Annotated in this window: 13 protein-coding genes, 2 pseudogenes and 1 CRISPR repeat array; of the genes and pseudogenes, 6 read left to right on the top strand and 9 right to left on the bottom strand. The window is 45.7% G+C overall.

The window, feature by feature from the left end; all coding sequences use genetic code 11:
- Nucleotide 1: 1 nt before the first annotated feature.
- From CWM47_RS30775 to CWM47_RS30800, 6 genes and pseudogenes are all read left to right on the top strand, one after another.
- Nucleotides 2–2,641, top strand: a complete 2,640-nt coding sequence (locus CWM47_RS30775) for a DEAD/DEAH box helicase (RefSeq protein WP_100992398.1) — start codon at nucleotides 2–4, stop codon at nucleotides 2,639–2,641.
- 293 nt (nucleotides 2,642–2,934) lie between these two features.
- Nucleotides 2,935–3,537, top strand: a complete 603-nt coding sequence (locus CWM47_RS30780) for a TetR/AcrR family transcriptional regulator (RefSeq protein WP_100992399.1) — start codon at nucleotides 2,935–2,937, stop codon at nucleotides 3,535–3,537.
- 137 nt (nucleotides 3,538–3,674) lie between these two features.
- Nucleotides 3,675–4,208, top strand: a complete 534-nt coding sequence (locus tag CWM47_RS30785) for a YceI family protein (RefSeq protein ID WP_100992400.1) — start codon at nucleotides 3,675–3,677, stop codon at nucleotides 4,206–4,208.
- An 11-nt stretch (nucleotides 4,209–4,219) separates the two neighbouring features.
- The gene (locus CWM47_RS30790; protein ID WP_100992401.1) at nucleotides 4,220–4,924 is read left to right on the top strand and encodes a DsbA family oxidoreductase; all 705 of its coding nucleotides are present in this window, start codon (nucleotides 4,220–4,222) and stop codon (nucleotides 4,922–4,924) included.
- 160 nt (nucleotides 4,925–5,084) lie between these two features.
- Nucleotides 5,085–5,336: pseudogene (locus tag CWM47_RS30795) on the top strand (IS701 family transposase); the annotation flags it as partial.
- 42 nt (nucleotides 5,337–5,378) lie between these two features.
- Nucleotides 5,379–5,615, top strand: a pseudogene (locus CWM47_RS30800) (integrase core domain-containing protein); the annotation flags it as partial.
- 17 nt (nucleotides 5,616–5,632) lie between these two features.
- A CRISPR array of direct repeats spans nucleotides 5,633–9,225; the repeat unit is 30 nt; unit sequence ATTTCAATTCCACTCTGGTACGATTAAAAG.
- A gap of 216 nt (nucleotides 9,226–9,441) precedes the next feature.
- On the opposite strand, the gene cas2 reads toward CWM47_RS30800, so the two are convergent.
- The 9 genes from cas2 to cas6 form a co-directional block, all read right to left on the bottom strand.
- A complete protein-coding gene (cas2, locus tag CWM47_RS30805) occupies nucleotides 9,442–9,705 on the bottom strand; it encodes a CRISPR-associated endonuclease Cas2 (protein WP_100992403.1) in 264 nt (87 codons plus the stop codon).
- A gap of 12 nt (nucleotides 9,706–9,717) precedes the next feature.
- A complete protein-coding gene (cas1b, locus tag CWM47_RS30810) occupies nucleotides 9,718–10,731 on the bottom strand; it encodes a type I-B CRISPR-associated endonuclease Cas1b (RefSeq protein WP_100992404.1) in 1,014 nt (337 codons plus the stop codon).
- A 45-nt stretch (nucleotides 10,732–10,776) separates the two neighbouring features.
- A complete protein-coding gene (cas4, locus tag CWM47_RS30815; protein ID WP_100992405.1) occupies nucleotides 10,777–11,289 on the bottom strand; it encodes a CRISPR-associated protein Cas4 in 513 nt (170 codons plus the stop codon).
- A gap of 4 nt (nucleotides 11,290–11,293) precedes the next feature.
- A complete protein-coding gene (locus CWM47_RS30820) occupies nucleotides 11,294–12,304 on the bottom strand; it encodes a PDDEXK nuclease domain-containing protein (RefSeq protein ID WP_100992406.1) in 1,011 nt (336 codons plus the stop codon).
- Nucleotides 12,305–12,307: 3 nt separating this feature from the next.
- Nucleotides 12,308–14,584 (bottom strand): CRISPR-associated helicase/endonuclease Cas3, encoded by a 2,277-nt coding sequence (locus tag CWM47_RS30825; protein WP_100992407.1) that lies wholly within the window; start codon nucleotides 14,582–14,584, stop codon nucleotides 12,308–12,310.
- 6 nt (nucleotides 14,585–14,590) lie between these two features.
- On the bottom strand, nucleotides 14,591–15,295 hold the full coding sequence (locus tag CWM47_RS30830) for a hypothetical protein (RefSeq protein WP_100992408.1): 705 nt from the start codon (nucleotides 15,293–15,295) through the stop codon (nucleotides 14,591–14,593).
- Nucleotides 15,288–16,385 carry a DevR family CRISPR-associated autoregulator gene (locus CWM47_RS30835; RefSeq protein WP_100992409.1) on the bottom strand — a complete coding sequence of 366 codons (1,098 nt, stop codon included), beginning with the start codon at nucleotides 16,383–16,385 and terminating at the stop codon, nucleotides 15,288–15,290. Before CWM47_RS30835 ends, CWM47_RS30830 begins: the two co-directional genes overlap by 8 nt.
- Entirely contained in the window at nucleotides 16,372–18,384 is a 2,013-nt protein-coding gene (locus CWM47_RS30840; RefSeq protein WP_100992410.1) for a hypothetical protein, read from the bottom strand. The genes CWM47_RS30835 and CWM47_RS30840 overlap by 14 nt, the downstream gene beginning before the upstream one ends.
- 139 nt (nucleotides 18,385–18,523) lie before the next feature.
- On the bottom strand, nucleotides 18,524–19,342 hold the full coding sequence (gene cas6 / locus CWM47_RS30845; protein WP_100992411.1) for a CRISPR-associated endoribonuclease Cas6: 819 nt from the start codon (nucleotides 19,340–19,342) through the stop codon (nucleotides 18,524–18,526).
- Nucleotides 19,343–19,365: the final 23 nt, after the last annotated feature.

Genomic DNA, 19,365 nt, shown 5'->3' on the forward strand with positions numbered 1-19,365 from the left:
TATGGAACTCAAACCCTATCAGGCGGGCGTTATCCGCGATCTCGACCGCTATCTGCACTATGTTCAGCAGGAACAGCGCTATGATGTGGCTTATAACCGCTACTGGCAGGATGAAGTGGGCGACTACGACCCGCTGAACAACACCGGTATGAGGCCCTACCAGAATAATGTACCCGGCACACCGCATGTCTGCGTGAAAGTGCCCACGGCGGGCGGCAAGACCTTTATTGCGGTCAACGCCCTCCATACCCTCTTCAACGCCTTTGCGACTGACAAGCCCAAAGCCGTTGTCTGGCTGGTTCCCTGGAGCAATCTGCTCGACCAGACGGTGCGGAATCTGTCGAACCCCGCCCACCCCTACCGGCAGAAGCTAAACAGCCTGTTCAATCACCGCGTAGCTGTTTATCAGAAAAAAGACCTCCTGCAGGGCGCTAATTTTAGCCCGGCAGTGGTGCAGCAGCAACTAAGCATCTTTGTGCTGAGCTTCGGGAGCTTACGGGCGAAAAAGAAAGAAGACCGCAAGATTTTCGAGGAAAACGGTGCTCTGGCCACCTTTGCCAGTCAGTTCGAATCCGACGATCATTTGCTGGCCGATACCGACCAAACGGCTCTCATTAACGTCATTCGCAGCCTGACGCCAGTCGTTGTGGTCGATGAAAGCCACAATGCCGAGAGCGATTTAAGCGTCGATATGCTTCGCGATTTAAACCCGTCGTTTGTGCTTGACCTGACGGCCACCCCGAAGAAAAATGCGAACATCGTCAGCTTTGTGTCGGCTATTGAGCTTAAAAAAGAGCAGATGGTAAAGCTCCCGGTCATTGCCTATAACCACAAAGAAAAATCGCAGGTGGTGGAGAGTGCGCTGAACCTGCAACGGCAGTTGGAGCGTCTGGCTAAAGTCGAACAAAAAGCGGGAGGGCGCTACATTCGTCCCATTGTGCTGTTCCAGGCGCAGCCCAAAACTGGCGACGACAATACGACTTTCGAAAAGCTGAAACAGCAGTTGCTGAAACTTAAAATCCCCGAAGAGCAGATCAAAATCAAAACCGCCGACATCAATGAACTAAAGGATATTGACCTGATGAGTCCGAAATGCCCGGTGCGGTACATTATTACGGTCAACGCCCTGAAAGAAGGTTGGGACTGTCCGTTTGCCTACATTCTGGCATCGCTGGCCGACCGATCTTCGGCAGTAGATATTGAACAGATATTGGGTCGGGTATTGCGGCAACCTTATGTCATGCGCCATCAGAATGACCTGCTGAACGTATCGTATGTACTTACAGCTTCGGCCAAATTTACAGAAACACTGCAAAGCATTATCCGGGGGCTGGAATCGGCCGGATTCAGCCGGAACGATTATCGGTCGTCCGACGAACAGCCAGTCGACGCTGCGCCCCAGACAACAGCACAGGCACTGCAAGGATTTTTATTCCCCGAATCAAGTGAATCGGCCAGCGACGAGATCGAGCCGGAAAAAATTCAGTTCGACCCCGGCGATATAGCCGACGAAACGCCTGTTGAGGTGTTGCCCACGCTGGCGGCCATCACCCAAATAGCCGTAACTAAAAATCAGGAATTTGAGCAACAAATCAACCAACAGGCGTCCGACGTTCCGTCGCCCCTGTTTCAGGAACTCGGCGATAAAGTGAAAAAGATCTCTATCAATCAGGATTTTGCAGCCCTTGCACAACAATTGGCCTTGCCTCAGTTTTACCTGGCCGTACCGCAAACGGGTCTTTTCAGTCAGGGCGAACGGGTTTTATTAAATCAGGAAGTCTTGCTGAATGGCTTCCGGCTGGCCGACGAAGACATAAAAATCGACTGGAATACGGTCGAAACAGACCTATACAAAATCGACATTGAGCGGACGCAGGGCAACCAATACCGCCCTGTTTTCCTGCAACTAGACAACATTCAGATCAAAGAAGCCTTTGTCGAGTATATTTTAACCAAACCAAAAGCAGGCCAGATAAAAGACCTCGCTCACCGGATGCTGCAACTCATTGGAAATATGTACCCCATTCCCGACCAGCAGATAAAATTGTATCTGGAGCGTATTTTGAGCAGTTTCGACGCCGAACGCCTGAAAGACCTGCTGGCTAGGGAATACACCTACCGGGACAAAATCAAGAAGAAAATTCGCGCCCTGGCCGATCTTCATGCCGAAGGCCAGTTTGAAAAACTATTGGTTGTAGGCAAGATTTCGGTAGAGCCGAACTTCACTTTCAGGAAAACGATTGTACCGGGTCTGCTCGGCAAATCGTTGGGAAAATCGCTTTATGCGCACGAAGGTAGTATGAACGGTTTCGAGGAGCGTATCATTAGCGAACTAGCCGCTCTGCCAAACGTTCTGTTCTGGCATCGGAACTTGGGTCGAGGTAAAGGTTTCGCCATCAATGGCTTTAAGTCGAATCACTATCCCGACTTTATAGTATACACCCAGTCAGGCACGTTGATTCTACTTGAAACCAAGGGTGACGACCGCGATAATTCAGACAGTGCAGCCAAGAATCGACTGGGCCGGACTTGGGCTGAGCAGGCCGGGAGGCAGTACAAATACTTTATGGTTTTCGACACCCACCGGCTAGCGGATACATATACAATAGCTGAAGTGAAAGAATTGGTAAAACAACTGTAAAAAGGCTACCCCTACCCTTTACTTAAAGAAGCTGTTTAAACTTTTAAAATTAAAACCATACGTTCGATATGATAAAAACCCCAATTAATTCGGGATCGCTCGCATTTGGGTATTTTATTGAACTATCCAGTTTCTCAAAACGAAACGTCATTTGTGGCCTTTGTGTCGCAACGGCGCACCGCTCTGTGGTTAATCCCTTTCATAAAATCTATTCATAAGATTAACTAACCCTTATGAAACTTTATCAGCAGTAGAATAGTTAACACTGTTATAAAGACTAACATATACCCAAAATGGGAATCCTTGAGCGTCGGTTACGGCAGAAAGTAGAAGTCAAAACAAGCATCTTACAGGCGGCCTGGCAACTGGTTCTGGAAGAGGGCTGGCAGGCGCTTTCTATCCGCAAAATTGCCGACGCCATTGAGTATAGCGTTCCGGTAATCTACAGTCACTTTGAAAACAAGGATGCTATTTTACAGGAATTCACCAGAGAGGGTTTCCAGTTATTGACGGAAGAAGTGATTTGGCAGCGCGACACTAAAATCGAAGCCAGCCAGCAATTAGAAGCCATTGCCCAAGGCTATTGGGATTTTGCCTTTACCCATAAAGAGTTTTACCAACTGATGTTTGGGCTAGGTATTCCCCGTTGTGAGCAGGTGAATCAGGTGGCCGAAATAAAGCAGTTCTCCGGTGTTTTAATAGGAGTTATTCAGGAAGTTATCAGTTCAAGCAAACAACCGAAGGTCGATGCATTCCTGAAATTTCATACATATTGGTCGATTCTGCATGGGCTTGTCTCAATTCAGATGATTGACTCTAATTCAACCGCTAATCCGTGGAGCCAGTTGGTCTTGAAAGATGCCATTGATGGATATATTAAAGCCCTGAACGGCTAATTTTTTTACCCACTACCTAACACCGTTAGGAATTATACCAATGTAATTAACAGCTTTCCCATCAACGGCTACGCGCTATCTCAATTAACAGATTCATCGCAAACATTCATAAATAAATCACTCAATTTAATACAATCATGGCAACAACTAACTGGGTCGTAGACCCGATGCACTCCGAAGTACAATTCAAGATTAAACACCTTGTCATCTCGACCGTAACCGGCACATTCCGGAATTTTGAGGGTGGTGCAACGACAGAAAGTGACGATTTTGACAACGCAGAAATTCACTTTTCTTTACATGTCGATAGTGTCGATACAAATCAGGAAATGCGCGATGCACACTTGAAAGGAGCGGATTTCTTCGATGCAGAAACCTTCCCTAAAATCGCCTTCAAATCGACGTCCTTTAAGAAAATTGACGACGATGAGTACGCCCTGAACGGCGACCTGACGATGAAAGGCGTTACCAAACCCGTAACCCTGAAAGCCGAATATGGCGGAACAGCTAAAGATGCCTATGGTAATCAGAAACTTGGTTTTGAAGTGACGGGGAAAGTTAACCGCAAAGAGTTTGGCCTGACCTACAACGCGTTAACTGAAACGGGTGGTCTGGCCCTCGGCGAAGACATCAAACTATCCGCAAACATTCAGCTGGCCAAAGCTGCCTAACTAAGAGACCAATGGACGTTGAAATCTGGAGTGATATCATGTGCCCTTTTTGCTACATCGGTAAGCGAAAGTTCGAGCACGCCCTTAGTCAGTTTCCACACAAAGACCAGGTAAATATTGTCTGGAAAAGCTTTCAGCTTAACCCGGACATGCAAACAGAACCGGGCAAAAATATTAACCAGTATCTGTCCGAAATTAAAGGCTGGAGTCTGGACGAAGCTAAGCAAATGAACGACCGGGTTACGGCTATGGCGCAGGAAGTTGGCTTGTCCTACGACTTTGACAAAGCCGTGGTAGCTAACTCTTTCGATGCACACCGCCTTATTCAACTGGCTAAACAAAATGGTCTAGGTGACGCTATTGAAGAACGTTTATTCAAAGCTTATTTTACCGAAGGCCGCGACACATCAGACCACGATACGCTTGTCGAATTAGGCACCGAAATTGGTCTTGATGCCACGGTTATCCAGCAAATGCTGGCTGGTACCGAATTTACCGAAGCCGTTCATGGGGATGTGTACGAAGCGCAGCAGGTGGGTGCAAGGGGCGTCCCCTTCTTTGTACTGAACCGACGGTATGCGGTTTCGGGCGCACAACAACCCGAAACATTCCTTGGCGCTCTTGATACCGCCTGGGCCGAATGGGCGAAAACCAATCCTGTCATCCCTCAACTTACTGCCGACGGACCTACGTGCACACCCGGCGAAATTTGTTAATTATAGACCACAGATTTTTATGATTTTCGGGATCAAACATGATTCTAGTGATGAATTGATCTTAAAATCATATTTGACCCTGAAAATCATAAAAATCTGCGTTCCGTTACAACCTAACTGATGTTACGCCACCTTCTGGGCGGTTGGTTTAAATTTGAGTATGCAGACTACACTTGATCTCTATACCGACTATCTACTCAGTAGCTTTGGACAAACCACCGCTACCGGACTTTCCCGCTTAACCGACGGGGCAGTTGGCCACGATGCGGTCACGGATTTGCTCAATCGACTTCAAGGCGATAATCGGACCCTATGGCAACATGTCAAACCCCTAATCCGCCAAATTCAGGAACCTGACGGGCTTTTGTTGACCGATGACAGCATCGCTCACAAGCCACATAGTGATGAAAATCTAGCTAGCTAGAGGGATGAACTAAAGGACTTACCGGTGGCGCAAAGTATGAGCCGCAAGGGAAATTGCTGGGATAATGCGGTTGCTGAGAGTTTTTTTAAGACCCTCAAGTGCGAGATGGTCAATCATACTTATTTTGCCACGCGGGCAGCGGCTCGGTTGGCTACTTTCGAGTATATCGAGGGATGGTACAACCGCCGACGGAAGCATTCAGTATTGAATTACCGCACGCCCAGTCAACAGGAATCTTATTTTTACACTTCCTCAATGGCCGCCTAAAAAATCTCCACTATACTGTTGCAAGTCCACTCTGGTACGATTAGAAGCGGGATCAATGCCACAGACATAGTTCGTCTTTAACTATTTCAATTCCACTCTGGTACGATTAGAAGTTCCCACGGCACCACTTGCAATCCTACTGCCTGTCCGAATTTCAATTCCACTCTGGTACGATTAGAAGTCTTTCCCCGCAACAATTACAACAGATCTAACTAAAATTTCAATTCCACTCTGGTACGATTAGAAGGCAATTATTCCGTACCCCAACCCGGTCCCAAACCCATATTTCAATTCCACTCTGGTACGATTAGAAGGATTACGGCCAATTGTGATTTTATGATCCATTTGCCTATTTCAATTCCACTCTGGTACGATTAGAAGACATACAGGCTTAAGTTCGCTCAATCCTTTTACCCATTTCAATTCCACTCTGGTACGATTAGAAGATTGTTTATACGTCCTCCGTACCCCTTTTTCTCCCATATTTCAATTCCACTCTGGTACGATTAGAAGCAAAAAGAATAAAGAAATTGACCGCTTGCAGTCCATATTTCAATTCCACTCTGGTACGATTAGAAGTCAACGCAAACCCGACCAATTATATAAAATTCAAATTTCAATTCCACTCTGGTACGATTAGAAGGCACTCGCTACGGCCACAGCTACAGCCGTAAATATATTTCAATTCCACTCTGGTACGATTAGAAGCTTGCAAGGCTTGTAGTGAACCGCCAACGGCATACGTATTTCAATTCCACTCTGGTACGATTAGAAGCGGATTAAATTTTCCGCTCCTTTGAGTTTAGTCAAATTTCAATTCCACTCTGGTACGATTAGAAGGCACTAATGATGCTTGTCTTTACTGCCGGAAACTTCATTTCAATTCCACTCTGGTACGATTAGAAGCGCTTACCAGTGACTCAAGCTATACCGGTATTGGTAATTTCAATTCCACTCTGGTACGATTAGAAGGGCTGAATTAGAAATGATAAACGTTTTCCTGTCGGTATTTCAATTCCACTCTGGTACGATTAGAAGGATTCAATCCGCAGCGGATTCAGGTCTGAACTTAAATTTCAATTCCACTCTGGTACGATTAGAAGTTGGCCACTCCGAACGGGTTGCCCCCGTTGTCCGAATTTCAATTCCACTCTGGTACGATTAGAAGGAGTTCCATGCGCCGACGTGGGCGTATAGGTTTATATTTCAATTCCACTCTGGTACGATTAGAAGCAAGGCATCAAGACTAGCCGGGGGCTTTATTGCCAGATTTCAATTCCACTCTGGTACGATTAGAAGCACTTCCCTTTGAGGGGGCTATCATTGTTCATCCAGAATTTCAATTCCACTCTGGTACGATTAGAAGAGGATTTAGTATCCATTAGAATGCTCTATAGCCACATATTTCAATTCCACTCTGGTACGATTAGAAGGGACGCCTTCCCGCACCGGCATCTGATCGGGTATTATTTCAATTCCACTCTGGTACGATTAGAAGGGAGTATCTGGGCAATATCTCATTGATTCTGAAGAATTTCAATTCCACTCTGGTACGATTAGAAGAAGGATTGGAAGGGCTTGAGGAAGCGTTTAAAGAAATTTCAATTCCACTCTGGTACGATTAGAAGACGGCTGTTTCGGAAGACGATAAGCTGAATTATCTGAATTTCAATTCCACTCTGGTACGATTAGAAGTCCTGATTCGACAACTCATCCAGCCCGGCCTGTGAAATTTCAATTCCACTCTGGTACGATTAAAAGTGCAAATCTTCCTCGAACGATTCAACGATGCTTTCGAATTTCAATTCCACTCTGGTACGATTAAAAGTCATGCTGATGCACTTGGAGCGGGTGGTAATGTTGTATTTCAATTCCACTCTGGTACGATTAAAAGACAACCGGGGCGAAGCCGGTAAGTGCATCTGGTACAATTTCAATTCCACTCTGGTACGATTAAAAGATTCGGGCTTGACCAGCAGGGCCCGCAACGGGGCGAAATTTCAATTCCACTCTGGTACGATTAAAAGCAATCACAAACCTACCCGCACCGGTGCCAGTGCCATATTTCAATTCCACTCTGGTACGATTAAAAGAAGCGTTCTTTTGATTGCCTCTGGCTGGTAGGGTTATTTCAATTCCACTCTGGTACGATTAAAAGCAAGTAGGATACCGTAAAGAAGCCGTTCCCGGTTCTAATTTCAATTCCACTCTGGTACGATTAAAAGCTAACAGCAGCAGCCAATCCAAACTAGATACTGGAACATTTCAATTCCACTCTGGTACGATTAAAAGCCGGCGGCTAACACGGTACTCGCGGGTACTTTATGAATTTCAATTCCACTCTGGTACGATTAAAAGTAGAAATGGTAAACCAAAACACCCACGGGCATTTTATTTCAATTCCACTCTGGTACGATTAAAAGGAAGTTGTCGGCCACGACGCGGGTGTTCTGTACGATATTTCAATTCCACTCTGGTACGATTAAAAGTTAAGGTGATCTGGTTGTTGTCGCCCAGTGAGATAAATTTCAATTCCACTCTGGTACGATTAAAAGGTGCGGGCTCGGCAACATTCCGGTTAAAGATTGCCAAATTTCAATTCCACTCTGGTACGATTAAAAGTGTGTTCAGGCCCGCGTGATACCCCAGAAATACGTATTTCAATTCCACTCTGGTACGATTAAAAGTGTCTTGGCGGCTTCGCCCTGCTCTTTCTGTCGGTATTTCAATTCCACTCTGGTACGATTAAAAGTACGTCAAAATCCTCCAAATCGTTAAGCATCGGAAAATTTCAATTCCACTCTGGTACGATTAAAAGTCAAAAACGGCGTGATGAATCTATCCGGTCAGATATTTCAATTCCACTCTGGTACGATTAAAAGTAAAGGCGGACGACGTGATTGACTCCCTGGTTAAGGATTTCAATTCCACTCTGGTACGATTAAAAGCCAAGTGCGTCAGGGGGAAGCACACTCTCTACGTTATTTCAATTCCACTCTGGTACGATTAAAAGAACGGCGGCCTGTCCGGAAACACCACTTTCACGATATTTCAATTCCACTCTGGTACGATTAAAAGTAAAGCCTGCATTCGTGTTTCTGATTCGTTCCTGAAATTTCAATTCCACTCTGGTACGATTAAAAGATCGTTTAGCACAAGACATTAGGTTCTACCTGTATGGATTTCAATTCCACTCTGGTACGATTAAAAGTGCCGACGTTTTAGTGCCGGTCGTGCCCATCAACAAATTTCAATTCCACTCTGGTACGATTAAAAGGTGATCGCTTCACGTTCCGGGTGCCGCCCATCACGATATTTCAATTCCACTCTGGTACGATTAAAAGGCCCCACTTTTCATCCCGCAGCGGGTGTTCCTCGTTCATTTCAATTCCACTCTGGTACGATTAAAAGAACAATTGAGGTTAAAACGTCGGTTCTTGCTCCCGAATTTCAATTCCACTCTGGTACGATTAAAAGGCTTCGGCATTGGCCGGGCGCTCGGCGGGGCCATCAAAATTTCAATTCCACTCTGGTACGATTAAAAGTGTGTCGCAGGAAAAGCCTGTTAATCCTGAGCGTAATTTCAATTCCACTCTGGTACGATTAAAAGCCGTCAAATTAAGCCTAAAAAAGGGCGTTTCCAACGCCCAGACGCCATCTCCTTGACCGAAAATAAGGTACAAAAGTCGTCGGTCGGCAATAGTACAAAAAACCCGGCCGACTGACGACTAGCTACCTTACAGACAGTTAAGCCGATTAAACTATATTTTTTACCCTATAATAAGAAGTCAAAGAACAAACTAAGCCCGACCGACGACAATAGCCCCTACAAAAAATTGTCTGTCGATTGGCGCTCCACACCCACAATTTGTTTATCGAGCCATTTTAGATCTCGATTTTTGAACAGAATCAGGCTATCTTCCTCTTCGTTCATAATGCGTTTGGCTTCGTGCAGCAGCTCGCGTAACTGCACCTCGGTCAGTTCGCCCTCGAACACCGAGTTCTGAATCCAGTTCATATACCGCCGACAGAGTTTCAGCATCTTCCCGACGCGTTTCTGCCCCATGTCATACACTAAAATTACGTACATAGTCCCACTTATTTACCACCACGCCTTAAAGGGCCGGTATTCTTCTACTCCTAACAGATGTTTTTGCAATTTATAGCACTCCAGCTTCATTAGGTGCCGATAACTGACACTGCGCCCCAGTGCCCGATGTTTAATGGTCTCTTTTAGCTGCTCATCGAACCCCTGCACGAAGCGCTTTCGTGCCGCATCTTTCAGCACGCACCCGCCCACTTCCGACCGGAAATCGGACGGCTGCAACTGCCGTTTATTGATCATTCGAAAAATGAGCCGATCTACCAGAATTGGCTTGAACACTTCGGATAAATCCAACGCCAGCGAATACCTTCTGGCACCCGGCTCATGGAGGAAACTGATCGTCGGGTTCAATTGCGTGTGATAAATTGTACTCAGGCAAGCCGTGTAGCAGAGCATATTACCAAACGAAATCAAAGCGTTCAATTCGTTTTGGGGCGGCCGTTTGCTACGTCCATCCATACAAAAGGTTTGCCCCACGATGGCGTCAAAACAACCATAGTAGGTCTGGCGAATATTCCCTTCGATGCCCATTAACATGGGCACGTCAGTTGTCGTTGGCACGCTGACCAATAAACGTTCGATGCTGACAATTGCCTCGGTCAGATCCTTGACCTTATCCCGGTTGTTGTAGTATTTCAGTACTCGCAGGATGTTATTAGCTGCGCCTTCCACAAATCGTCGGGCAATTTCAATTCGTTTTTTAGCTGTCATGTAGTGCTTCGTCTGATCGACCTGCATCTTACCCGCCAACAGGTATTCACGGGGCATGAACGAGCCGGTATAGTGCTCGTAATAGTTGAAAAAATGAACGGCAATACCCTCCTGCCCCAGGAAATTGTATAAGGCGCTATTGGCATCCAGACTGCCAAATACGTACAAATCGCCTACCTGTTCAATGGGCAGATAGCGCGGTTGCTCTTCCACCCCGGCCTCATCAACGGGCGTAAATTTCAACGTGTTGTCTTTGCGGCTCATCCGGCCAGCATTGAAGAGGTATTTGGGTTGTTTCATTAGGGAGGATGGATAGGGCTGAACTAGTATATAAAATAAACGTATTTATTCGGGTAGCTCTTCTACGTAGCAAAAATCAAAATAACTGCATGAGCGACATTTCGATTTAGCGATACGGCCCGGGCATTTTTCACTGTCGACTAGTTGCTCGATAACTCGTATCCATCCCTCAACCATCGGCACATCTTCCTCCGTCAGCGAGACTTGCTGCGTCTGACGCAGTTTGGGATATTCAATTAATCCGGTTGCACCCTCGACGCCGTTTTTCTGTAACAGATACAGGTAAAATTGCACCTGTGCAATGTGGGAATGCTCCATCTTATCCGACTTCTTCATTTCATGCACTACCTTGTTGTAAGGATCGTAGAAGTCGATGACGGAGCCGTCGAGGGTGATTTCCCGGTAACGCTCGGTGCGTTGGGGATACGCGTGTTCGTGGAGTTGCTTTCCTTCGGCTACAGCCTCCGATGTGTGCTCCATGCGAATATGATTGGCGTGCAGCCAGAGTTTGCGGTGGCACAGGTGCAGGTAGTTAACGAGCGTAGCGGTAGGAAACATCAGGTTATAAGTTTAGGTGCTGTAAACGCTCCTGGATTTCGTCGGCAGAGGGCAACAGATGTTTGAACTCCTGCGGCAGTTCCTCCCGAATACTATAGGCAGATACACCAATCGGTTGATCAGAGGTTTTCAGCGCGTACTCCACAATGGTTCGATTTTTGTTTTGGCAGACAATGATACCAATCGAAGCCTGCTCATCGGGTAGCTTCACGGTATCATTCAGCACAGCCAAATAGAACTGCATCTTACCGGCATATTCCGGCTTGAACTCCCCAATTTTCAGTTCAAGCGCAACTAAACAACGCAATTTTCGGTGATACAGCAGTAAGTCGATAAAATACTCCTGGCCACCAACTTCCATGCGAAATTGATTACCAACGAACGTATAATAGCCGCCCATCTCCAGCAAAAACTTACGAATATTTTGAACGATAGCGGTTTCCAGCTCGGCTTCGCTGTGTTCTTCGGCTAGCTCCAAAAATCCAAATGTATATTCGTCTTTGACGGCCAACTTGGCTTGTTGTTGATACACGTCGGGCAGTGTTTGGTCAAAATTTGTCTGGTTCAACAGGTATTTCTCATAGGCTTGTCCCGCCAACTGATTGGCTAGCACGTTCTTTGTCCAGCCAAATTTTCGGGTCATTTTGAGGTAAAATTCCCGTTGCAACGTATCCTTACATTTCTCGACAATCAACAGGTTGTGCGACCAGGCAATTTCTGCCACCAATGGTTGCAGAATTAGATCGTCTTTATAGGTCAGGTAAAACAGCCTCATATTCCAGATGTTACGAGCCGAGAATCCGCTAATGCCCGGAAACTCCGTCTGCAAGTCTGCTGATAGTTGATCAACGACCGACTTTCCCCATCCATCCGTTTCCTGCTTTTCCACAATCAGCTGACCCATATCCCAATAAAGCTTAATCAGCTGCTGGTTGACAACCCGTAACGCATCGTACTGCGCCTGCCGGATACGGGTTTTAATGGTGGAAAGAAAGTTGGTGTAGTTGGGCTGCATAGGTTATAAGAAATTAAAATCAGGCGAGCGTTCAATACGTTGGTAACCAATACCCGAATCGTATTTTAAGTTTGTTGCGACAAGTGTATTTTGCTTATCCTCTAATTTATTCTGATACTCTTTTGGGCATTCCCATGGGTACACTTGAACAAACAGTTGACTGGCTTCAATGTATCTACCCTCAGCGCGCCTTTTTTCAAATTCGCATCTAAGGTTATGGCATAAAATGTCAATTTTTAAGTTGCTTTTTTCAATTACGTCTTCTACCCAGTCTGACCAATCGCCAGCAAAGAAGGACGTTTCAAAGTTGGCAATGCGGTCATGAGTAAAACCAATTTGAAAATTTCGTTCCTGCTCATCTGTGTATCCATTTACGTAAACTTCGTCGCACGCATCTACCAAATTTTGTTCTGATAGTTCTTGGCTGTCAAGAGTTGATAATACTCTCCAAGTTTCCTTAACAATAGCCTCGTCATAAATACGTTTGGTATTGCCTATGCTTTGTTCAAAGAGATGTATCTCTGAAGGTTTCTTCCGTTTGCCAGCACGGTTGACCCGGCCGAACCGTTGGATTAGAGCATCCATTGGCGCATTTTCAATAAATGCAATGTCATAATCAATATCGAGACTGACCTCTACTGCTTGGGTCGCAATTAACAACCGAGGGCGTTTTGACTTATCGCTGGCCGTGATAGCTTTTTCTATTTCGGAGCGTTCTTCTCGGTGAAATCCACCATGTAAAAGCTTAGGCTCATACTTGGCGAATGCCTTTGCCAACTCCTGACAGGATTTTACATTGTTGACAATGATGAGCACCGTTTTTTTACTCTCTTCAAGAATCGTGGTAATCTGACTCAACGAATTAGAAATCATCTGTTGAGGGTGGCAGACAAGTTTGTGCCGGATACGTTTTAGTATTTCGGCATCGGCAGGCTCTTTGGCTTTGGGCCGAACGATTCTTAATTTATCTCCGTCAAATAATTCTGTGATAATTCGATCAAGCAGAAACTTAGGGATAGTGGCTGACATCAGTAAGATCTTGGCATTACAGAAATGTTTCAACCATTTCAATGTAGCCAGCATCATGCCGGTTAAGTGTGCATCGTAAGTGTGAAACTCATCAACGATAAACAACGCATTATGGTAATCGAACAGGCTCATATCCCAGCCTTTGCCATGCAACGCATGTTTCAAGACCTGATGCAACGTGGCAACTTTGACCGGATAGAATAACTCGCGAGAAGCCGACCGCTTATTTCGGGCGATTTGCTCACTTCGTTGAAAGTTATTTGTCTCATTGATAGCTTCCTCGTAGAAAAAATCAAGGGCTTTGCTATGCAAGGCTGTTACCCGTTCTTTGCCATATACTCCTTTTAGCCTACGCACCATAGCGTTAATGCTGGCAGTGTAAGGTAGAATGTAAAAAAGTCTGACATTCTCGGTTTGATTGGCATAAACCCAACTTAGTGCCGCTTCAGTTTTTCCCGAACCCGTAGGCGCATGTAGGATTACATCGCCTTTGAACTCCTGCATTCTAATCTGAAACGGTCGAAAGGCAGTTCTAACGAGTTGCTTACTCTCAGTTGATATCGTCGGATATAAATCGGTTAGTTCAAGTCGCTTCCAAACAGGTAAATCACACTCCGTTTTAGCCGAACCAATGTGGTCAGCAGCCATCAGTAAACCTCGCATCCTAGCTAATTGCAGCCAATCGACAGGTTGGTTGCGTTGCCGATCTTTCATCAGAAGATTGCTAATTTCATGTGAATAGATGGTTGCTGGCGAAAGGTTGTTAAGAACTGGCGAAGTATCATCGAAAAGAATAGCCCACGCTTTAACTATTTCTTCAGCGTTATTCACCGATTTTGAATCTTCCGTCAAATGATAAGATAGATCAGTCCCTATTTCCTCAAAAGAAAGGCGCTTGAATCCATCTGAGACAATTCCTTTATGATGGGTAGCGATAGCAAATAACTCATCAATAGGCAACGTTAAGAACTGCTCACAAAACCAGAGCGAAATCAATTCATGTCTTATACTAACAACGGTTGTTCCTTTTCTAAGATTTAGCTGAAAGCTGGGATGAATTTTGCCCAGATCATGCCATACGGCACACCGAATAGCTTTCTCCAGCCATTCGGTGCGCTCGGTTTGGGTAAATGGGAGTCGATTGACCAGTTCGGTAGCTGCCCGGATTACTCGCCGTGTGTGTTCTTCCAGCGTCATGCACAATGCATGTGTGGGGTCATCACTTTTAGCCTTATAGACACTAAAATCCATATACAATTACTGCCAATTATGTAGGTAAAAGCTCTGGCCTTCACTGGTCCTGAACAAGTTGGCCATTGTGACTTCCTGATTCGTCTCGTGAGAGAGATTTATAAATACGCGTGGGTTTATCGGCTTCCGACCTGCGCCGATGCGTTCGTATTCTTCGTAAGCATCGGCCAATTGAACTAATTGACCCGCTACCTGCATGCCCGATTTGAATGGTAGTGCACAACCACCAACGTTTGTGGTAGAAACCGGCTCAACGGACATGATTTTGACCGAGTCAAAACGAATGTGTAGTAAATCCTGAGAACGCCCTAAAGCAGGTGTACCAATTGGATATCGGAAATAATCAATCCAGTCTATTCGGTTTAGCCAGAGCGTCAGGCAGGGTTGTAGGTCGCCTGCTGAGTCGGTAGTGGATACGACGTGAAACTCACGTTTATAAGCATCTGTCCCCTTTGCGTGTGGCTTCACCATTCGGCCATCAAATTCTAAGCGTTGCCGGGTTTCCAGATCATTTCCGGTCGTTGAATATTGATAATGAAAACCAAATTGCACTTCTGTATGCGAAACAATTCTGCCCAAGCAACAGCCGATAAGTCCTAACAAGGAAGAATAGGAAGGCACAGTCATACAAAGCGCATTTCCTGAAAGTACAAATGGAAGCCGGGGGGTAGTCGTCCAACCGTCGAACTTAACTTCCAGAACCTCATTCATTGGGTGTTGTGATTAAGTGGGCTTTGATGAACGATTGTGCAACGCTAATCGGCGAACCGACGACAACATTGGTACCGTCCGCGAGTGCTTTTACATCGGCTTCATTTTGTAAATACCCCTCACGAATGCCGATATACACAGGTGTGGCCAGCTTATTTCGGTAATCGTCCATAATTTGCTGTAAGGCTTTGATTTTTAGTGAAGGCATTTCGCCTGAACCCTCAAAAAGGTTGTTGAATACAGGGTTAGCGCATTCAAGCCCCGCCAGAATTAACACCTTTGGGCTTACATCGGTACCGAAAGCAGCTTGTTTGGCACCACCCCTTAGAAAAGCTAACCCACGTAGTAAACCAGCCGCCCGTTCTTTACGTGACTGCTCTGCATCTTTTAGGGTAAATCGCCGGAATGTCCCTTTAGAACCCAAAGGCTGGCCTGTTAGATGGTCGGCATACTGCTTAACAGTTTCGGAAGCCAATTCCTGTTTGCTTCCAAGGTTGTCAAACTGCCCAAGTCGGTAGTATTCAAGATTGAAGAACCCTTCGAGGTGAGCCGCATAAAACTGCGTAGAATAGGGTAGTGGCGTGTTTTCTTTAAGGTGAACAAATCCCTCGTCAACATTTAATACACGTTTTCCTCGAATACCTTTAAGAATAGAGCATTTGAACGGCGATGTCCGCTGAACGCTTTCAGCTTTGGTTTTTGTAGGTGCTTCATCTTCCTCATCTTCATCACTTGCCGCCGACTTGTCATTGCCGCCACTACGCATATAGCCGAACAAATCGTCTTCGGGGTACGCAATTGGGTCGAGAAGCGTAGAAATTTTGTTGGTGGTCCCTTTTTTGGAGACACCGATAGCCTGTAGGTCGCTGGGCGTCCAGCTATTTTCTTCATTAGAAGTATTTCGGAGCCACCGACGCCATGCTTGCGCCGATACGTAAGGCACTTTTTCTCGGCGTCCATTGATCATTTCCTCAAATACTTTTGGGACAACTTTGTTGCGATCTTCGCCAGCGCCTAGGCCAGCACCATTCAGGAAAGCGGCCGTGCCGTCGATGACTAAAGCACCCGTAATGTTGTTAAGCGTTGCCATAATAAACAGTTGTGAGGGTAAGTGTTAATTGGTGATAGAATTGATTTAAGAGATACTCAAGAGCGAACCGAGCAAACGCGGGGTTGTATCGGCCTGTGTAGTCGTATAAAAGTTCTTCAGAGGAAAGGGCCGACGCAAAAGATTGACCTGATAACTTGTTGATTTCTCCTGCCATATTTTCAGTGACGTTATTTAACCATTGCGAAATCTGGAAATTGTCCTGACGCATAGGAAGCAGCACATGCTGTCGAAACTTTGCTTCATCCAGCTTTCCTTTATTTCGCCCGTCACGGTAATAGGCTACGTACTCGTTTGCAAAATCTCGAAGTTTATTCAGATAGGCCATTTGCTCCGAATCAGGTATGGGAAGCAGATTTGTTGGCTGGACGTCCAGTTGCGGAAGGGAGCTATTGTGGTGGTAGTTAAGGTAAACGCGCAGTATATCCCGTAAACCATAGGCGATTTGTCTATTCTCCAAGTCGAACAATAATGCGTAGACTACATCTAAATCGTAGAACCGACTACCCTCACGAACCAATAATGGTAATGGATTCACTTCCTGGTAGCGAGAGCCTAACCAACGGCTGGAGTAGTTTCGTTTATCCTCACCCATCACCTGAAAGAACACGTTGACTGCCTGTCCAATGAGTTGATTTGATACATCAGGAATTGCGGGCATGACTACGTCGTCTTCAGCCGACAACGCTGAATAATAGAAATGGACCATCCGATACATTCGACTAATGGTGCTATCTATTGGAATCTTATCAGGCGAATTTAGGATTGAGACATGATGCGCCCAATGCCACTCCTTACGACTTGCGGCGCCTACTAACGCTTTATAAACCATGCTTTTATATAATGCATAATCGCTGGTTGGTGCATCCGTTTTGCTTAAAAACTTGTGCTGGTTTTTGTTCCATTCCTCTTTGCTTAGTAGGTGAGCAACGTATTTCGCATAGCCTAGTCTTTCTCCGTTTCCAATCAAACGCTGATAGGCTTCATAGAAATGGATGGAAACTCCATCTGAGTTTTTGTTGGGATAAAGCCCATAAAAATCAAGGTGCCCTTCCAGGTTGTCCAAAAAGTCTGACTGAATCTTGGAGTTTTTTAGAATACCTTCCACAGTTGGGCGCAAGGAAGGGTTTTTGTAGAGGCTACGGAGGTCGTTTATAAGCTGACTAGGAATACGGTCAATCTCGCAACTAGCTCCGGTCCCTGAATTTGTGAAACACCAAAGATTAAAAGCTGTGATTGTATCGTCACGCTCCTTACTGGCAAGAATATTCAACGCTCTAAGCAGATAATGCCCTTTTGTATAATCCTTTATATTCTCGACCGATGAGGTAGCCGCGCCCGCTGTTGCTTTGCTTTTTATCAATGAAACGTGGTCAGCAATTAATCGTTTGGACAGATCCTCATTAGATGCATCAACAAGGAGAAGATTACTTTTATAGAGAACGGCCGATAAAGGCAAGAACTGCAATATGGCTAAGCAAACCGGATGTACCGTAAGCGCGAACTTGGCCTGTGGTAATGCTTGTGCATCTGAGCCTAAACCACCTAGCAATGGAAACCAGCAGCGGTTAACTGTCTTGTCCTTTCCGTTAATTTTAATGGCAGGGTAGCCAACTTTACGGAGTGTCTGTTCATAGAAGACCTCAAACGTTGTCTTAAAGCGAAGGCCTGATAACTCACACGTGTACGGCCCTTCATTTTCAACATTTGATAAAATGCTGGTGATTAAGTGCTTGTAAATAGCTTCACCAAACTCTTTGTCATTAAAAAGGGGGCCATTTTTCGAGAAAAACATCGTATAACTTTTCAGACGCTTGTTCAGGCCTGTGAGCGTGTGCAATCCGTCTCGATAGGGATTGTTAAAGAGCTTAAGCAAGGTATCAGCATCAATATTGCTGATACCTTGTCCTGCCAACGCTTCAATAGTTTGTAGTGCGTTGTTCAACATGGCGTTACCGGTGTAATCTTTAAACAGAATCATCGTCTTTTGTAAGGATAGTATGAATAGCTCTTATCATTGAAGCTTATTTACATTTGCCGCCAAGCAGATCTGATCGAGTGCTGAAACTCAGCTTATGTTGGGAATTGCATTAGCACGGGTTTGATGGGATCTGCTTTTATTACTTCACACCCACCGCCCCAAACCCTTCCGCATTATATCGCCCCACTCCGGCAAGCACAGCCAGTTCCAGCAATTCGCTTGGTCCGCTTAGTTCAAAAGTGAAGCCGTAATACCCGCGCACTTTGGTTTCTTCCCGCGAGCCTTCCTTTATCGTTACTAATCTTGATTTTGGTTGGGCTGCACTACGCCCCGGATTGGGCAACAACTCATAGATTATCGAAACAGGGTCCGGATCATCGTCAAGATTTCCACCAGCGGCTAAAGTTTTTTGTATACTGTCATACTTCGCCAGTAGATTCGATACCAGAAAAGGGCCAAACTGCGCATCGGCGGGGTGTAAATATTGATCCATACCCCGCGTGTCTTTCTCGGCAATCACTACCGGTGACAGTGTACGTAACAACACAGATTGACTGGTAATCTCTACAGGTACGGCCTCTACATGTTCAATGATAAACTCCGCTCGATGACGGGGGGTTGCAATCACGCAACGCTGGTCCTGAAACAGGCCCATGATGAAATGCTGGGCCGCTGAATCGATGTAAAAACTAACGACCCATTCAATATAAGGCGAGTTGACCCACATGCCACCCGCTCGTGCATCCAGGCGCGCATTGGGCATAATTAAATCCGAAAACGTGAACAGCTTGAAGCGTCGGGTACTGGTTGCCAAGTACCCCTTTTCATGCAGGAAACGGGCATATTGTGCATCAGCATCGGCTATTACCGAATAAATAAAACCACTAAGCCGATACGCGTAATTAAAGGGAACCAGCGTCTGGCTAGCCGTTGGACGAAGTGTAAGCTTAAACTGCATGTGGATATATAGGACAAGGTAGC

The organism is Spirosoma pollinicola (genome assembly GCF_002831565.1).
In the GTDB taxonomy this organism is placed as follows: domain Bacteria; phylum Bacteroidota; class Bacteroidia; order Cytophagales; family Spirosomataceae; genus Spirosoma; species Spirosoma pollinicola.

What these genes read in the sequence shown, in the direction of transcription:
- CWM47_RS30775 (WP_100992398.1), top strand. Translation starts at nt 2, where the DNA reads ATGGAACTCAAACCCTATCAGGCGGGCGTTATCCGCGATCTCGACCGC.
- CWM47_RS30780 (WP_100992399.1), top strand. Translation starts at nt 2,935, where the DNA reads ATGGGAATCCTTGAGCGTCGGTTACGGCAGAAAGTAGAAGTCAAAACA.
- CWM47_RS30785 (WP_100992400.1), top strand. Translation starts at nt 3,675, where the DNA reads ATGGCAACAACTAACTGGGTCGTAGACCCGATGCACTCCGAAGTACAA.
- CWM47_RS30790 (WP_100992401.1), top strand. Translation starts at nt 4,220, where the DNA reads ATGGACGTTGAAATCTGGAGTGATATCATGTGCCCTTTTTGCTACATC.
- cas2 (WP_100992403.1), bottom strand. Translation starts at nt 9,705, where the DNA reads ATGTACGTAATTTTAGTGTATGACATGGGGCAGAAACGCGTCGGGAAG.
- cas1b (WP_100992404.1), bottom strand. Translation starts at nt 10,731, where the DNA reads ATGAAACAACCCAAATACCTCTTCAATGCTGGCCGGATGAGCCGCAAA.
- cas4 (WP_100992405.1), bottom strand. Translation starts at nt 11,289, where the DNA reads ATGTTTCCTACCGCTACGCTCGTTAACTACCTGCACCTGTGCCACCGC.
- CWM47_RS30820 (WP_100992406.1), bottom strand. Translation starts at nt 12,304, where the DNA reads ATGCAGCCCAACTACACCAACTTTCTTTCCACCATTAAAACCCGTATC.
- CWM47_RS30825 (WP_100992407.1), bottom strand. Translation starts at nt 14,584, where the DNA reads ATGGATTTTAGTGTCTATAAGGCTAAAAGTGATGACCCCACACATGCA.
- CWM47_RS30830 (WP_100992408.1), bottom strand. Translation starts at nt 15,295, where the DNA reads ATGAATGAGGTTCTGGAAGTTAAGTTCGACGGTTGGACGACTACCCCC.
- CWM47_RS30835 (WP_100992409.1), bottom strand. Translation starts at nt 16,385, where the DNA reads ATGGCAACGCTTAACAACATTACGGGTGCTTTAGTCATCGACGGCACG.
- CWM47_RS30840 (WP_100992410.1), bottom strand. Translation starts at nt 18,384, where the DNA reads ATGATTCTGTTTAAAGATTACACCGGTAACGCCATGTTGAACAACGCA.
- cas6 (WP_100992411.1), bottom strand. Translation starts at nt 19,342, where the DNA reads ATGCAGTTTAAGCTTACACTTCGTCCAACGGCTAGCCAGACGCTGGTT.